Origin of the sequence: Streptomyces sp. 8N616, from assembly GCF_052246385.1 — a bacterium.
Classification (GTDB): Bacteria; Actinomycetota; Actinomycetes; order Streptomycetales; family Streptomycetaceae; genus Streptomyces.
In genome coordinates this window covers 1-16,006 of the sequence record NZ_JBQQBY010000042.1, presented here as the reverse complement: position 1 = coordinate 16,006, position 16,006 = coordinate 1, and the positions used below count along the sequence as shown (strand labels likewise).

Here is a 16,006-nt window from a genome sequence, read left to right as displayed (position 1 = left end):
CAGGGTAGGGCCCCGGTGGCGCGTTCCGGGTAGGAGGTGGCGGATACTGGGGCGTATGGCTTACGACGATCTTCGCTCGCTCCTGAGGGCGCTGGAGCGCGACGGCGACCTCAAGCGCATCAAGGCCGAAGTCGACCCGTACCTGGAGGTCGGTGAGATCGTCGACCGGGTGAACAAGGCGGGCGGGCCCGCGCTGCTCTTCGAGAACGTCAAGGGCTCCGCGATGCCGCTGGCCATGAACGTCTTCGGGACCGACCGCCGCCTCCTCAAGGCGCTCGGGCTGCGGTCCTACGACGAGATCAGCGGGAAGATCGGCGGACTGCTGAAGCCGGAGCTGCCGCACGGCTTCACCGGGATGCGCGAGGCCTTCGGCAAGCTCGGCACCATGGCGCACGTGCCACCGAAGAAGGTGAAGGACGCCCCCGTCCAGGAAGTCGTCCTGACGGGCGAGGACGTCGACCTCGACAAGCTCCCGGCCCTGTTCACCTGGCCCGAGGACGGCGGGTCCTTCTTCAATCTCGGGCTCACGCACACCAAGGACCCGGAGTCGGGGGTCCGGAACCTCGGCCTCTACCGCCTGCAGCGGCACGACCGCCGCACCATCGGCATGCACTGGCAGATCCACAAGGACAGCCGCAATCACTACCAGGTGGCGGCGCGGCGCGGCGAGAAACTGCCGGTCGCCATCGCCTTCGGCTGCCCGCCCGCCGTGACGTACGCGTCGACGGCACCGCTGCCCGGCGACATCGACGAGTACCTCTTCGCCGGGTTCGTGCAGGGCAAGCGGGTCGAGATGGTGGACTGCAGGACCGTACCGCTCCAGGTGCCGGCGCAGGCGGAGGTCGTCCTCGAGGGCTGGCTGGAGCCCGGAAAGATGCTGCCCGAGGGCCCGTTCGGGGACCACACCGGCTTCTACACGCCGCAGGAGGACTTCCCGGCGCTGACCATCGACTGTGTGACGATGCGTCGGCGGCCGCTGCTGCAGTCGATCGTGGTCGGCCGGCCACCGACCGAGGACGGGCCGCTGGGGCGGGCGACCGAGCGCTTCTTCCTCCCCCTGCTCAAGATCATCGTGCCGGACATCGTGGACTACCACCTGCCCGAGGCGGGCGGTTTCCACAACTGCGCGATCGTCTCGATCGACAAGAGGTACCCGAAGCACGCGCAGAAGGTCATGCACGCCATCTGGGGCGCGCACATGATGTCGCTGACCAAGCTGATCGTGGTGGTCGACTCCGACTGCGATGTGCACGATCTGCACGAGGTCGCCTGGCGCGCGCTCGGGAACACCGACTACGCCCGTGACTTGACGGTCGTCGAGGGCCCGGTCGACCACCTCGACCACGCCTCGTACCAGCAGTTCTGGGGCGGCAAGGCGGGCATCGACGCGACGCGGAAGCTGCCCGAGGAGGGCTACACGCGGGACGGCGGCTGGCCGGAGATGGTCCAGTCCGACCCGGATACGGCGGCGAAGGTCGACCGCCGCTGGAAGGAGTACGGCCTGTGAGCGCTGCAGAAGGTGTCCTCGGGCCGGGGCCCGCACCCGCGGGGAGCAAGATCCGGGCCTTCCTTCGTCTCGTGATGATCGAGCACTCGGTCTTCGCGCTGCCCTTCGCCTACATCGCCTCGCTCACCGCGATGTTGCTCGACGACGGGGACGTCCACTGGTGGCAGCTCTTCCTGGTCACCGTCGCGATGGTGGGCCTGCGTACCTTCGCCATGGCCTGCAACCGGATCATCGACCGCGAGATCGACGCCCGAAATCCGCGCACCGCGAGCCGCGAGCTGGTCACCGGCGCGATGTCCGTACGGTCCGCGTGGACCGGCGCGCTCATCGCCGTCTCCCTCTTCCTGGGCGCGGCGGCCCTGCTGAACCCGCTGTGCCTGGCCCTGGCCCCGGTCGCCGTCATCCCGATGGTGATCTATCCGTACGGGAAGCGGTTCACCAACTACCCGCACGCGATCCTCGGTCTGGCGCAGGCCATGGGCCCGGTCGGCGCGTGGATCGCGGTCACCGGGGCGTGGTCGTGGGACGCGGTGATCCTCGGCCTCGCCGTCGGCATCTGGATCGGCGGCTTCGACCTGATCTTCGCCTGCCAGGACGTACAGGCCGACCGCGCGCACGGGGTGCTGTCGGTCCCGGCCCGGTTCGGGGTCCCGGCCGCGCTGTACGGCGCCCGGGCCTGCCACGTCCTGACCACCGCGCTGCTGGTCTGGTACGGGGCCGTGACCGGGGCCGGGACGTTCTTCTGGACCGGCCTCGTGGTCGTCGCCGTTGCCTTCCTCTACGAGCACACGATCGTCAAGCCGCACGACCTGTCCCGGCTGAACCGGGCCTTCTTCACGGTCAACGGCTTCATCGGCATCGCGCTGTTCCTGTGCGCGCTGCTCGACCTGCTGGTCCGCGGCCTCAACGTGTGAGCTCAACGTGTGCGCTCAGCGCGTGAGCTCAGCTGGGAGCTCACCGTGTGAGGTCAACGTGTGCGCTCAGGGTGTGAGGACCCGCCTCAGCGTATGGGCGCCTTCGGTCGCTGTTCGCGGAACAGGAACGCCGCCAGCACGCCGCCGAGCAGTCCGAACAGGTGGCCCTGCCAGCTGATTCCGCTCCCGGCCCCGGTCGGCAGCGCGCCCCACAGGATCGACCCGTAGAGGACCGCCACGACCAGGCCTATCCCGACCCAGGTCGGCCGACGGTCGACGAAGCCGCGCACCAGCAGATAGCCGAAGAGCCCGAACACGACGCCCGACGCCCCCGCGGTGACGGATCCGGCGGGCGCGAATATCCAGACTCCCAGACCGCTCGCCAGGATGATCACCGCCACCACTCCCACGAAGCGGCGGATGCCGCTGACGGCGGCGATGAACCCGAGGATGAGCAGCGGCACCGTGTTCGCCATCACGTGCTCGAATCCGAAGTGGAGGAAGGCGGCGGGCACGATGTCCCGCACCTCGCCGGCCTCGCGCGGGGTGATGCCGTAGGGGTCCAGGGCGTGTCCGCTCGCCGCGTCCACCGACTCCAGAAGCCAGAGCAGCGCCGCCCACGCGAGCACGAGCAGGGCCGCGGCCCTGGCGCGCGCCCCGCGCCCCGGCGCGGCGGGCCGGTTCCCCTCCTGACCCGCCCCGTACGGCGACCGCCCGTACCCGTACGGCCCAGGACCGAAGCGCCCGGAGCCGTACGAACCAGGCTCGGACGACCCGTAACCAGAAGGTCCGTACACCATCGGAGCCCCCTTTCCTCCACCCCTTCCAACGCCCGGGACGGCCGCCCGGGTTCCTCGCCCGTGCCTCCGGATAGGCTCGATCCGTGGAGCCGCCGCATTCGACACCGCAGCCGAGACCGAACGATCACACCGGCACCGGGCAGCGCCGACCCTGGGTGGTCGGGGTGTCCGGCGCATCCGGCACCCCGTACGCCGCGGCGGTGCTGCGTGCCCTGCTGCACGCGGGCGAGGCGGTGGACCTGGTGGTCAGCCGGGCGTCCCGGCTCACTCTCCTGGACGAGACCGGCATTGCTTTCCGCGACGCACACTGGCGCGAGGACCTGCGCCGCTGGCTGGCGCGGGGCGCGGACGGCACGCCGGACCGGTTCGAGGCCGCGCTGCCCGACCTGCCGGCCCTGCCCGAGCAGTCGGACGTACGGCACTGGGCGGCCGGTGACCTGGCCGCCGGTCCGTCCTCCGGCTCGTACCCGGTCAAGGGAATGCTGATCATCCCCGCGAGCACGGCCTGCGTGGCCGGGGTGGCGCTCGGCCTGTCGAAGGACCTGCTGCAGCGGGCGGCGAGCGTGACGCTCAAGGAGCGGCGCAGGCTCGTGGTCGCGGTGCGGGAGACGCCGCTGAGCGGCCAGACCCTGAAGCACCTGGTGACGCTGGACGAGGCGGGCGCGGTGGTGCTGCCGGCCTCCCCGGCGTTCTACGCGGGCGCGACGGACATCCAGGATCTGGTGGACTTCGTGGCCGGCCGGGTGCTGGACGCAGCGGGGGTGCCGCACAAGCTGTACCGCCGCTGGGAGGGGGCGATCGGGGGCTCCCGGGGGGAGGACTAGCGGCGAGGGACGGCGGGCGCACGTGCGCTCCCACGCCTTGGATCCTTAGGTCGATTCGCAGGCAGCTGAACCCTGCGTACCTTAGATTCTTTATATTGACGCTCGACATTGTGAACAATGGAAGGCTCCAGGTAATGGACGCGGTTGACAGGCAGCTCATCCAGGCACTCCGGGAGAACGGCAGGGCCTCGTACGCCGAGCTCGGACGGCTCGTCGGGCTCTCCGGGCCCAGCGTCACGGACCGGATCAACCGCCTGGAGGCGGCCGGTGTGATCACCGGCTATCGCGCGACCGTCAACGCCGCCTCGCTCGGCCTCGGCGTGACCGCGCTCATCGGCATCTCGCTCTCCGACGCCACCGATCACGAAGACGTGGCCCGCCGGCTCCGCGACCTCGAGGAGATCGAGGACTGCTGGTTCATCGCGGGCGACGACTCATACATGCTCAAGGTCAGGGTCAGCGACGTGGACGGCCTGGAGAAGACGATCCGTCGGCTGTCCGGCACCAAGGGCGTCTCCCGCACGCGTACGACGATCGTGCTGTCCACCAAGTGGGAGAACCGGGTCGGCGAGCTGCCCGAGAACGCGTAGCAGTCGCGGTAGCGACTGTGTATGGGGGCACCTCCCGGCCGAAGGCTGGGGGAGTACGGTGTTTGGAGCTCGGTTGGCAGACGTATAGGAGGCGGCTCCATGGACGCGGGGCTCAAGCGCGAGCTGGAGGAGAAGGTCCACGCGGGGGAGCGGCTGACCCGCGAGGACGGCATCGCCCTCTACGAGTCCGACGACCTCGCCTGGCTGGGCGGCCTCGCCCACGAGGTGCGGACGCGGAAGAACGGCGACGTCGTCCACTTCAACGTCAACCGTCACCTCAACATGACGAACGTGTGCACCGCGTCCTGCGCCTACTGCTCCTTCCAGCGCAAGCCGGGCGAGAAGGACGCGTACACGATGCGCATCGAGGAGGCCGTCCGCCTCGCCAAGTCGATGGAGAACGAGAACCTCACCGAGCTGCACATCGTCAACGGCCTTCACCCGACGCTGCCCTGGCGCTATTACCCGCGCTCGCTCAAGGCCCTCAAGGAAGCCCTCCCGCAGGTCTCCCTGAAGGCCTTCACCGCGACCGAGATCCACCACTTCGAGACGATCTCCGGGCTGAGCGCGAGCGAGATCCTCGACGAGCTGATCGACGCCGGACTGGAGTCGCTGACCGGCGGCGGCGCCGAGATCTTCGACTGGGAGGTCCGGCAGCACATCGTCGACCACCGCACCCACTGGGAGGACTGGTCGCGCATCCACCGGCTCGCGCACGAGAAGGGCCTCAAGACGCCGAGCACGATGCTGTACGGGCACATCGAGGAGCCGCGGCACCGCGTGGACCACGTGCTGCGGCTGCGCGAGCTGCAGGACGAGACCGGCGGCTTCCAGGTCTTCATCCCGCTGCGCTACCAGCACGACTTCGTGGACATGAAGGACGGCAAGATCCGCAACCGCCTCCAGGCCCGTACGACCATGGCGACCGGCGCGGAGGCGCTGAGGACCTTCGCGGTCTCCCGGCTGCTCTTCGACAACATCCGGCACGTCAAGGTCTTCTGGGTGATGCACGGGGTGCAGACGGCGCAGCTGGCGCTGCAGCACGGCGCGGACGACATGGACGGGTCGGTCGTCGAGTACAAGATCACGCACGACGCGGACAACTTCGGGACGCCGGACAAGCTGACCCGGGAGGATCTGCTCGACCTGATCCGGGACGCGGGGTTCCAGCCGGTCGAGCGGAACACGCGGTACGAGGTAATCCGCGAGTACCCGGGGCCGGACCCCGACCGGCGCGAGTCCCCGCAGCCGATGCGGGTCTGAGGGGCGTAGGGGGCTGACGGCCTACGGGTCGGAGAGGCGCACGGGGCTCGAAGCCGTACGGATCCGAGGGGCTTACGTCCGAGGGGGCGTACGGGTCTGAGTTCTGCCGAGGCGGGTACCCGGGGCGCATGACCAGCGCGAACGGACCCGGTCACGGTCCAGGCTCCGGCTCCGCCCCCGAGGACGCGTACACCGCCGGCCCCTTCGTCCCCGGCGGCGCTGATCTGGCCGCGCTCCGGGAGGCCGCCGCCGGCTGCCGGGGCTGTCCGCTGCACCGCAACGCGAGCCAGACCGTGTTCGGCCAGGGCGACGCGGACGCCCGCGTGGTCCTGGTCGGCGAGCAGCCGGGCGACCAGGAGGACCGGAAGGGCCTTCCCTTCGTCGGGCCCGCCGGGAGGGTGCTGACGCAGGCGCTCGACGAGGCCGGGATCGATCCTGGCGAGACGTACATCACGAACGCCGTCAAGCACTTCAAGTTCGATTACGTCCCCGAGCGCGGCAAGCGGCGCATTCACAAGACGCCGAACCTGCACGAGCTGTCCGCCTGCAAGCCCTGGCTGGCCGCCGAGCTGCAGCTGATCGACCCCGAGGTGGTCGTGGCGCTCGGCGCGACGGCGGGGAAGGCGCTGCTCGGCCCGTCGTTCCGGGTGACCAAGCAGCGCGGGATGCTGCTGCCGTGCCCGCTGCTGGACGGCGGGGAGGGGGAGGAGAGCAAGGAGGGCGAGGAGCGGGGTGAGTGCCTGGTTGCCACCATCCACCCCTCCGCCGTACTGCGCGCGGACGACCGGGAGGCGGTGTACCAGGGCCTGGTGTCCGACCTGCGGATAGCCGCCCAGGCGCTCGGCTGATCCATTTATCGTCGAGGGCATGACGCTGTCCTTCGACCTGGACCCCGCCATTACCCCCGAGCTGCACGACGGCCTCTGCCGGCTCTGGGCGGACGTCTCGAACGCGGGGGGTGCCGTCGGATTCGTACCACCGGTGACCGCCGACGACATCCGGCCCGAGCTGGTCAAGCACCTCGCGGCCATGGCGGAGGACCGTACGAGGCTGCTGGTCGGGCGTGATGGGGACGGTCGGGTCGCGGCGACCGTCTTCTTCACCTTCAACACGCACCGGCTGATGCGCCACTGGTGCTGGCTGTACACCGTGATGGTCCACCCCTCGCACCACGGCAAGGGATACGGGCGTGAGCTGATGGCCGCCGCGGAGGACGCGGCCCGGGGGATGGACGGCATCGACGGAATCCGGCTGACGTGCCGGGGCGGCCTCGGTCTGGAGCGGTTCTACGGGGCGTGCGGCTACAAGGAGGTCGGGCGGGTGCCCGGCGCGATCAAGGTCGCGGACGACGACTTCCGCGACGACATCACCATGTGGCTCCCGATCAATTGATCCAAAATGGGACGTGCTTCACTGGATGCGGCAGAAGAAGCCGCCGGAGAAGAAGCCAGAGAAGTTCAGAGAAGCAGAGAAGCAGAGAAGCCAGAGATGAAGGTCGGGCCCGTGAGCACCACCACCAGCAGGAGCAGCACCAGTAGTGGCAAGCAGCGCGCGACTCTCCGCTACACCGCGATGCGCCTCGGCATCTTCGCGGGCTGCTTCCTCGTCGTCTGGGGCCTGACCCATCTGCGCGTCCTGCCCGCCGGACTCGGCGACTCCAACCTCATGTGGGTGCTGCTGCTCGCGCTGGTCCTGTCCGCTCCGCTGAGCTGGGTGCTGCTGCGGAAGCAGCGCGACGCCATGTCCGAGCAGATCGTGGAGAAGGTGGACCGCGCGAAGGAGCGGCTTGCGGCGAACCAGGCGCAGGAAGACGCGTAACGGGCGACGGGTGGCGGGTGGCGGGTGACGGGTTACGGGTTACGGGTTACGAGTAACGCTCGTCACGCACCTCTGACGCCCCATGGTGGAGCAGCCGCTCCGCCGTGGGGTGTTGACGTATCGGCGGGCCTGTGACCCGAAGCGGAGCTTTGAAGGTCTCAAAGTTCAAGTGTTAACGTATTTGGCATGACGACAGCAGCCGCGCACCGCCACGCCATGACGCGTCCGCTCATGGCGCGCCTGCCCGTCGTGTTCTGCCGCTGCAACTGCTGTGCGTCCGCGGCCTGTTGCCGCCGCAGCTGAGCGGCATAGCATCGGCGCTGCCGTCCGTACGTACCAACACGGCCGCCGCACCCCGTTCCCGTAACCCCGTATCCCCGTATCCCCGTATGCCTTCCCCCTGCCGGAGTGTGTCCGTGTCCACCCCCCAAGCCCCCGCGAAGAAGCCGTCCGGCTTCTTGATACCGACGGTTCCGTTCTGGGCCCAGATTCTTCTGGGCCTCGTCCTTGGCATTCTGCTGGGCTGGGTCGCCCGCAGCGGTGACGTCAGCTGGCTGGTCACGACCCTCGACAAAATCGGCTCGATCTTCGTCCAGCTGCTGAAGCTGGCCGTCGCGCCACTCGTCTTCTTCGCGATCCTGGTGTCGATCACCAACCTGCGGAAGGTCAACAACGCCGCCCGGCTGGCCGGGCGTACGCTGCTGTGGTTCATGATCACTTCGCTGATCGCCGTCGCCATCGGCCTGGCGCTCGGCCTGATCACCAACCCAGGCGCGGGCACCGGCCTCACCGCGAAGGACGGCGCCAAGCCCGAGGAGGCGGGCTCCTGGCTCGACTTCCTGACCGGCATCGTGCCGACGGACGTCATCACGCCGTTCACCGAGCTCAACGTGCTGCAGATCGTCTTCATGGCGGTCGTCGCGGGCATCGCGGCGCTGCAGCTCGGCGAGAAGGCCGAGCCGATCCTCAATCTCAGCCAGACGGTGCTCGAGCTGTTGCAGAAGGCCCTCTGGTGGGTCATCCGCCTCGCCCCGATCGGCACCCTCGGCCTCATCGGCTACGCCATCGCCACGTATGGCTGGGAGCTGATCGGTAAGTACGCGACCTTCACGGCGGATGTCTACATCGGCTGCACGCTGGTCATGTTCGGCGTCTACCCGCTGCTGCTCGCCACGGTCGCCAAGGTCAACCCGTTGCAGTTCTTCCGCGGCGCCTGGCCCGCCATCCAGCTGGCGTTCGTGTCGCGGTCGTCGGTGGGCACGATGCCGGTCACGCAGCGCGTCACCGAGCGGCTCGGGGTGCCGCGTGAGTACGCCTCCTTCGCCGTGCCGTTCGGCGCCACGACGAAGATGGACGGCTGCGCGGCCATCTACCCGGCGCTCGCCGCGATCTTCATCGCCGAGATCTTCGGCGTGAACCTGGGCGTCGGCGACTACCTGCTCATCGTCTTCGTCTCGGTCATCGGCTCGGCGGCGACGGCGGGACTGACGGGCGCGACGGTGATGCTGACCCTGACCCTGTCGACCCTGGGCCTCCCACTGGAGGGCGTCGGCCTGCTCCTGGCGATCGACCCGGTCCTGGACATGATGCGGACGGCGACGAACGTAGCTGGTCAAGTTGTATGCCCGTTGCTGGTCTCCGGACGTGAGGGCATCCTCGACCGCGAGCGGTACGGTTCTGCGACCGCCTCGCCGGTTGATGGCTACGACGCGACTGGGGCCGGGCAAAAGGTGACTGCCCCGGCTAACGCATAGATGACGTTGAAACCGAAGCGCCCCGGGTTCTGGCCGATCCGGGGCGCTCGCGCGTCGCTGACGTCCCGGCGGGGCGGGTGAGGCCGAGGTAGCCGCTGCGCTGGCTGCTGTCGGTGCTCCGAGCCGCCGGCGGTCAGCTGTGTGAGCGACGCATCGAACGGGCTCCGTCCGCAGTTTCGTGATGCTCATGGCTGGGTGAGAATGCGGGTCCGGAGGAGTGCGAATGAGGCTCGGCCAGACGTTGCCCGTTTCACCCTGTTCACGTGACCTTCGATGACTCCCGAGCTCCAGGGGAGGGTGAGGCGGTGGTGACGGCATCGAGGCCCTGGCGGAGGAAGCCAGCGAAGCCCTGCATCGTTTCGGTGCGTCCTGCTCGGCTTGGCGGACCACCCCAGCAGCAGGTATTCGCGCTGGTGACGGACGAGATCAGCGAAGGTGCGGGCGAGGTCGCGGGCCCGGGTGATGTCCGGGTAGGCGAGCCGGACCTTCAGGAGCCGCTTGTCCTGGCTCTCGGTGAGCGTCTCGGGGGGCCGCATGATCCAGGAGGTGATCTTGCGGGATGCTTGGGCTCATGACGGACACCCCTGGGGGTGCGATAAGCCTCCAGGACTACGGGAATCAGGCTTAGAGTCCTTCAGGTGCCAGGCGGCAGTAGGTCCCTGGTCAGCGCGAAAGCCGAATTGGCGGACGTCAGGAGGGCGTTGATCCGACCGAGGATCCGATCCGCCCTGGCCGGATTCTCCGTTTGGACCGCCTCCGCCAGGTCGTCGGCGTATTCCTGCGCCCGTACGGCCTCGTCGGGATTCGCGCTGCGTGCGTCCTCCCTCAGCGCGTCGATGAGCTGCCGGTGGGAGACGTTGCGCACGTCGGCGCTGTTGCCGTGGCCTCCCTGGGCCACAGCGTGAGGGCTGTTGACGTTCGCCACTATGAAACCGCCGGAGCGGGCCGAGATGTGCACCGCTTCGCTGCCTCCTGCCCACATGAAGTTCTTCCGGTACTCGTCCCAGCCCGTCCGAGTCGGGCCGTACATACCGAACCGCCACCCATAAGTCTTGATCAGCCCGTGCTTGAGCGGTTCCGCAAGAATGAGCATGGCATCCGCGCGATTCCACCCCTGATCCGTGAAGTAGTCCGCCATGCGGACCGCCCGCCAGCCGGGCCCCTTGGATCTTCGGCAGATCTCCCGAAAGACCTGGTTCTGGCATGCCGCCGCCTGCGCCGGGGTGATGGACGGGTGAGGGAGCCGCCGTCTGTGGTGCTTGCTGCGGATCCCCACGAACAGCCCGTGAAGCACCATGCAGAGGACGATGATCGCGATCAGGGTCCCAACACCCAAGACTCCCCCCTCCCCTGCCACGAAAACGCCTTCAGCGTAGGGGAGTTGACGCATCGATGGATAGGCATCGCTCCCCCCGGACGATCACACGGACAACTGGGTTCAACCCGGCCAGCAGGACCTCGTGCAGCCGCTGCCACACCCCGCGGCCTCGTTCCAGTCCCGCAGCCGCCAGCAGGCCATGCCCGACGACAGCACGGCGCCCCTGATCCTCGGACCGAGGATCAGGGGCGCCGCGGTGTGTCCGTCGGCCAGTGGGTGGGACCGCCGCCGCGCCACAGGATCAGCAGCGGATCGTCGAGCCTGACCTCATCCGGATCCAGGCCGGCCCGGCGCAGCAACTCGATCACGTCCCGCGGCCCGTATGCCACGCCAAGGATCGTCCCGTCGACGCGTACCCGGCGGCCACCGCTCGGCGAAGGCGGTTGGACGACGACGCGCGGATCTTCGGTCATACCCCCAGCGTGCCCGGCATCCGCCCGGGACGCATCCGCTCCGACCCGCCCTCTCGAGGCTCAGCCCCTCAGGCGGGCGTTGTACTTTTCGAAGATCCGGTACAGGTCCAGGGCCCGGCGCCCGTACTCTGCGGCCTCGTCGCCTTCGCCGTTGTAGCGGGCGAGGACATCCCTGGTCTCGTCGTCGCTGAACCGGAGTCGGTCGGGGTTCTTGACGCCGGTCAGATGCGCGCTGTGGATGTGCACCAGGGGCACGGTACTGACGTTGTAGCGCTCATCCCTGAAGAGCCTCTGCCAGACATCCCACACGACGTGCCAGTCGTCGATGTTCAGTGGCGGTTCGGGAATCAGTCCCAGTCCGATGGCGTGGTTGCGGGCGCGGATGGCGGTCTTCGCGAAGATCTTGGCTACCCCCGTGGAGGCGTCTTCCTTGGGGTACGGGGCCGGCGGCGGCTCTCCGACGGGAATCTCCTCCCACTCCTTGTACGCGTAGTAGGCCATGACCAGACCATTCCCGATGGGGTCCCCCCAACCGCCGCGGTACTCCCAGAAGATGACCGTCTGGATGAGTGACTTCCGTATGCGGAAGGTCTGGCTGAGACCGGTGATCAGCGCGTCGTGCTCCATGACTTTGCCGAATGATTCGCTCGAGCTGCGACGGCCGCCGGGTTCCGGCATTCCGGGGGGCAGGACGAACTCATGGCCGTTGCTCAGCATGTAGGTGAGCAATTCCGCGAAAAGCGGCTTCCGCTGGGACATGTCGAACTGCACGTCGAGCCGCGGGTTGTCGGCCGGGGGCGGGGGCGGGGGCTGGGGCTGATTTCCCGGCGGGGGCTGCTCGACGGATTCCCTGGCGGACTTCAGGGTCTCCTTCGCCTCGGCCTCCCGCTGGTCGTAGCGCTCCGGGAAGGCCGAGACCTGAACCTTCTGGGCCAACTGTCCGGGTGTGAAACCGGGATTGTCGCGGTCGGCCTTGATGGCTCGCTCGAAGAACTTGTGGGTGGCGTAGTTGACGTTCATGCACTGGGTCGGTGAGCCCCAGCCCTGGCTCGGTCGCTGCTGGAAGACGCCGAGCGAGTCGCGGTCGCCGTGGTTCAGGTTCTCCATGCCCGACTCGACGAGCGCCGCCTCGAATCCGGCGAGCATGGCCTTGTCGGAGACCTGGAGTTCCCTGCCGACCAGGTAGATGACCTTGGCCACCTCCGGGTCGGGGCGCCCCGTGCCCGGGCCCGGCGGAGGCCCTTGCGGCGCGGGCTGAGGCGCTCCCTCGCCGGGGGCTTTGGCGGGTGGTTGAGCGGGTGGTTGAGCGGGTGCGGCCGGTGGTTCCGGCACGCCCTTGTCCGGTGCCTTGGCGCCTGCCGCGGTCTGCGGCCGTGCGCGGTCGTCGTCGTCACCGTCGCCGCCGTCGCCGTCGCCGTCGAGAGCATCGCGCACGGTGTCGGTGATGCGGTGCAGGAACCCTTCACGCTCGGGCATTCGGATACCCCTCATGTCGGCCCCGGGCCCTGGGCGGCCTGGGGAAAGCGGATCGCGGGGCATAGTGATATGCCGTCTGAATACGGCCGTTCTGAATACGGCCACGGATCGGCGGCAGCCACTCGCTCGGCCCCGTCCCGAGGAGTGGCGCGGCCATCGAAGCTACCAAGGCGTTTCTGCTGGACGGGGCGGAGATTGATCCGAGTATCGAGTCGATTGATAAGCGAAGGGCTATCGATCGAGTTTTCCGTTACGGCCCGGAGGGGCGGCGCGGCGGATCGGGGCGAGGGTCTGTACCGGGTCCATGGTGAGGAAGTCGATCACGACCCGGTTGCACAGGTCCGGTTTCTCCACGAGCAGTCCGTGGGAGATGCCGGGGATCACACGCCGTCCAGTTCGGCTGGGCGGGCGTGGGCTGAGTGGACCTCCGGTTGGGTCGGGTGGCCTGCGTGCCGGGCGAACAGCAGCCTGGCGAGGAGCCCCCGCCTGCCGAGCCGCCCCGCCCCACGAGGAGCCGGCCCCGCCGCCCGCGCCCCACACCCCGAACCCGGCCCCGTAAGCCGGCCAGTCATACCCGCGGTCCACGACCGTTATTGAGCTGGGTGGGGACTTCCGCGAGTGACGGCAGCGGCGGTCCCCGCCCTCACAATTCCTTCGAATCCCTCACGGGCCCGTTTTCCGGCGGTCGGGTAACGACCGGACGTCGTCGCCCAGGTCGGCCGCGGAGATGTCGTGTCCCCGGCCGAAGCTCTTGAGCTCTGCGGGCCCTTCGTTCCTGTCGGCCCGATACACGTAGCAGACTTCCATTTGCTGGCACTGCGGGCAGAACCGGCTGGCGACGAACGGGGACAGAGCGACAGGCCCCTTCGGGCTGAGTACGTAAAAGGTGTCGTTGGCGACCGGATCGGCCCACGTGAACATCTGGCGTTCGAAATCGGGGTGGTCGCTCATGGCCCGATGCGCGACGACATCAAAAGTGTGTGATCTCGGCTGGTAGGCGCATGAAACGGTGAGCAGCCACGGTACGTCCTTGAGGAACTGGGCCTTCGCCAGGGCAGGTTCGAGTTGATACGCGCCCTGGGCCACACGCAAGGCGGACTCGCTCTGGCTCCGGGGCTTGTTGCCGTGGGCGGCACGGTTGCGCTCCTGCCGCAATGCATTGAGATATACGACGATTCCTGGTTCGTCGGGCTTGTCCTGAAGTGCATCCCTGAGCCCCGGGACCAGGTCGGGATGGGTTTCGGTAAGGGAGCGGAGGGCGTTGAGCCATGTCGTCCACGTGCCGAACGTCGCGCCCTTCCCGAGATAGGCGCTCCGGAGCGCCGACAAGTTGCGCTGCACCACGCCTTCTGGAAGCCCATGCCCGCCGGCATGACGCTGGGACTGACCGTGGAGCAGAGCCGCTGCGGTGACGCTGATGGTGATGGCGAGGCTCTCGGCGGCGTCGAGCATCGCCTCGTACTGGTCCCTTGGAGTGTGTGCCCCTTGCAGAGCGCGGAGGGCGCGGGCGACGGGGTGTGGCAACGTGGTCCGCGCGATATCCAGCGCTTCTGAGGAGGACGGAGACCAGTCCTCGGTTTCCCTCCGGCCGGCGCGACGTGAGACGCCTCGTTCCGTCCAGACGGGAGTTGACTCAGGAGATGGCGGGCGCGGGGAGTTTGTCGCGGAGGGCGCTACGGGGGCGATGGGTTGAGGCTGGGTTGCTGCAGCCGCCGGCGGCGTCGTTCGCGGCCGGTCCGTCTGCGGAGTGGGCCCCGGAGAGGGTGGTGCCGCGGATGCCTCCTGGGCAGCAGGGGTCGCAGACGGCGGCGCATGAGTGAGGGGAGACCGGTGGTGATGCCTGCGCCACCGCCATCGCCTGATGAGCAACCGGAGCCAGGCCGGGAGCACGCCGAAGATGGCAGTGAAAGAGAGCACGGCCAGGAGGGTGTCCAGCCATACCGGCAGGGGGCTGGGTTCCTTGCTCGTCGGGATCGAGACAGCGGCCAGGGACCCCCACCCCACGGTCATCCAGAATGCCCAGTCCCGGTGCAAGGGGCCGTCGTACAACCGCAGCACCGTGTTGTGCCGCTTCGGCGAAGGTAACGGTGGGGGCGACGATGGGAACCTGGCGTCACTGTCCATGTACGTATGGTGCCTGGGTGGTGTGCCCGGCAACCAGGCTTGCGGTGAATTACTTGCCGATTCAAGGGGCTTGGGTAGCTGACGTCGTCCCCGCTGCTCGCCTGGCTTCGGCCTCCCTGCGCGAGCGTGGCGCCGCCACGCGGGCGTGGCTGCGTACGCCCTTGTTCCCGCCCCTGGATGCCCTCGCCCGTGGACGCGGGAGGCCGCCGGGCGTCACGCGCGCTTGATGCGCCAAGGCTGCGAGTTCATGTCGATGTGAGGTCAAGCCCGCACGGTGACGAGTGACCTTGATCAGTTCGTGCAGGTGTCGCTCTGTCCGGCCGTAAACTTACCCACGAGTAGCAACAGGGGAGGGGCGAACGGTCTTGGGTGCCAAGGGCAAGCGGATGCCGCGCGCGGTGCGGGAGCAGCAGATGCTCGACGCGGCGGTGGAGACCTTCGCGCAGCGCGGCTACCGGGCCGCTTCGATGGATGAGATAGCCGAGCTGGCGGGGGTCTCGAAGCCGCTGGTCTATCTGTATCTCAACTCCAAGGAGGAGCTGTTCAACGCCTGCATCCGGCGGGAGGTGGACGCGCTGGTGAAGGCGGTACGGGATGCGGTCCGGCCGGGCGCCGGGTCGGGTGCCGGTGTGGACGCCGAATCGGGCGCCGGGTCGGGTGCCGGTGTGGACGGCGAGCAGGATGCCTGGTCGAGCGCCGGGTCGGCGGCCGAGCAGCTGTGGAACGGGCTGCGGGGCTTCTTCGCACACACCGCCCAGCACCCCCACGGCTGGGCAGTCGTGCACAGTCAGGCCCGCACGCACGGCGAGCCCTTCGCGGCCGAAGTCGCCGCGATGCGGGCGGAGATCGTCGAGTTCGTGACCCAGCTGATCGCGGCGGCGGCGCGTGAGGCGGAGTGCACAGCGCACTTCGGAGGGACATCCTCCGGGCCCCCCGACGAGCTGGCCGAGCGCGAGGTCTCCGCCCTTGCGCACGCACTCGTGGGCGCGGCCGAGTCCCTGGCAGGTTGGGCCAACGACCGTACGGACGACCGCCCGTCGGCCACGGAGACGGCGGGGACGCTGATGAACTTCGCGTGGGCGGGCCTGGATAACCTCATGAACGGGCGTCGCTGGTCCACTCGCTGCTGACGGTCACCTCGCCGG

The 16,006-nt window shown here is 68.7% G+C and carries 16 protein-coding genes; 10 read left to right on the top strand and 6 right to left on the bottom strand.

Annotated features, from left to right (window positions below; all coding sequences use genetic code 11):
• Window positions 1–55 precede the first annotated feature (55 nt).
• Window positions 56–1,507 carry a menaquinone biosynthesis decarboxylase gene (locus ACTWQC_RS30005; RefSeq protein ID WP_443318984.1) on the top strand — a complete coding sequence of 484 codons (1,452 nt, stop codon included), beginning with the start codon at window positions 56–58 and terminating at the stop codon, window positions 1,505–1,507.
• The gene (mqnP, locus tag ACTWQC_RS30000; protein ID WP_443318983.1) at window positions 1,504–2,421 is read left to right on the top strand and encodes a menaquinone biosynthesis prenyltransferase MqnP; all 918 of its coding nucleotides are present in this window, start codon (window positions 1,504–1,506) and stop codon (window positions 2,419–2,421) included. Before ACTWQC_RS30005 ends, mqnP begins: the two co-directional genes overlap by 4 nt.
• A gap of 86 nt (window positions 2,422–2,507) precedes the next feature.
• On the opposite strand, the gene ACTWQC_RS29995 is transcribed toward mqnP, so the two are convergent.
• Entirely contained in the window at window positions 2,508–3,221 is a 714-nt protein-coding gene (locus ACTWQC_RS29995) for a rhomboid family intramembrane serine protease (RefSeq protein ID WP_443318982.1), read from the bottom strand.
• Between the two features lie 83 nt (window positions 3,222–3,304).
• Between ACTWQC_RS29995 and ACTWQC_RS29990 the strand changes: the two genes are divergently transcribed.
• From ACTWQC_RS29990 to ACTWQC_RS29960, 7 genes are all read left to right on the top strand, one after another.
• Window positions 3,305–4,045, top strand: coding sequence for a UbiX family flavin prenyltransferase (locus ACTWQC_RS29990; RefSeq protein WP_443318981.1), 741 nt, complete (start codon window positions 3,305–3,307; stop codon window positions 4,043–4,045).
• Window positions 4,046–4,179: 134 nt separating this feature from the next.
• Window positions 4,180–4,635, top strand: coding sequence for an Lrp/AsnC family transcriptional regulator (locus ACTWQC_RS29985; RefSeq protein WP_443318980.1), 456 nt, complete (start codon window positions 4,180–4,182; stop codon window positions 4,633–4,635).
• A gap of 99 nt (window positions 4,636–4,734) precedes the next feature.
• Window positions 4,735–5,898, top strand: a complete 1,164-nt coding sequence (mqnE, locus tag ACTWQC_RS29980) for an aminofutalosine synthase MqnE (RefSeq protein WP_443318979.1) — start codon at window positions 4,735–4,737, stop codon at window positions 5,896–5,898.
• Window positions 5,899–6,026: 128 nt separating this feature from the next.
• Complete coding sequence (locus ACTWQC_RS29975) at window positions 6,027–6,746, top strand: UdgX family uracil-DNA binding protein (protein ID WP_443318978.1); 720 nt, start codon at window positions 6,027–6,029, stop codon at window positions 6,744–6,746.
• 19 nt (window positions 6,747–6,765) lie between these two features.
• Window positions 6,766–7,290 (top strand): GNAT family N-acetyltransferase, encoded by a 525-nt coding sequence (locus tag ACTWQC_RS29970; RefSeq protein WP_443318977.1) that lies wholly within the window; start codon window positions 6,766–6,768, stop codon window positions 7,288–7,290.
• Between the two features lie 111 nt (window positions 7,291–7,401).
• Window positions 7,402–7,716 (top strand): DUF4229 domain-containing protein, encoded by a 315-nt coding sequence (locus ACTWQC_RS29965; RefSeq protein WP_443318976.1) that lies wholly within the window; start codon window positions 7,402–7,404, stop codon window positions 7,714–7,716.
• Window positions 7,717–8,105: 389 nt separating this feature from the next.
• Window positions 8,106–9,470 carry a dicarboxylate/amino acid:cation symporter gene (locus ACTWQC_RS29960; protein ID WP_443318975.1) on the top strand — a complete coding sequence of 455 codons (1,365 nt, stop codon included), beginning with the start codon at window positions 8,106–8,108 and terminating at the stop codon, window positions 9,468–9,470.
• A 634-nt stretch (window positions 9,471–10,104) separates the two neighbouring features.
• Here the strand turns inward: ACTWQC_RS29960 and ACTWQC_RS29955 are convergent.
• The 5 genes from ACTWQC_RS29955 to ACTWQC_RS29935 all read right to left on the bottom strand — a co-directional run bounded on the left by ACTWQC_RS29955 (window position 10,105) and on the right by ACTWQC_RS29935 (window position 14,189).
• Window positions 10,105–10,806: a hypothetical protein gene (locus ACTWQC_RS29955; RefSeq protein WP_443318974.1), complete on the bottom strand. Its 702-nt coding sequence runs from the start codon at window positions 10,804–10,806 to the stop codon at window positions 10,105–10,107.
• Between the two features lie 224 nt (window positions 10,807–11,030).
• A complete protein-coding gene (locus ACTWQC_RS29950) occupies window positions 11,031–11,261 on the bottom strand; it encodes a hypothetical protein (protein WP_443318973.1) in 231 nt (76 codons plus the stop codon).
• 60 nt (window positions 11,262–11,321) lie between these two features.
• Window positions 11,322–12,737 (bottom strand): hypothetical protein, encoded by a 1,416-nt coding sequence (locus tag ACTWQC_RS29945; protein ID WP_443318972.1) that lies wholly within the window; start codon window positions 12,735–12,737, stop codon window positions 11,322–11,324.
• 231 nt (window positions 12,738–12,968) lie between these two features.
• A complete protein-coding gene (locus ACTWQC_RS29940) occupies window positions 12,969–13,121 on the bottom strand; it encodes a hypothetical protein (RefSeq protein WP_443318971.1) in 153 nt (50 codons plus the stop codon).
• Window positions 13,122–13,400: 279 nt separating this feature from the next.
• Window positions 13,401–14,189 (bottom strand): hypothetical protein, encoded by a 789-nt coding sequence (locus tag ACTWQC_RS29935; RefSeq protein WP_443318970.1) that lies wholly within the window; start codon window positions 14,187–14,189, stop codon window positions 13,401–13,403.
• A 1,037-nt stretch (window positions 14,190–15,226) separates the two neighbouring features.
• On the opposite strand from ACTWQC_RS29935, the gene ACTWQC_RS29930 reads away from it, so the two are divergent.
• Window positions 15,227–15,991, top strand: a complete 765-nt coding sequence (locus ACTWQC_RS29930; protein WP_443318969.1) for a TetR/AcrR family transcriptional regulator — start codon at window positions 15,227–15,229, stop codon at window positions 15,989–15,991.
• The last annotated feature ends 15 nt before the right edge of the window (window positions 15,992–16,006 follow it).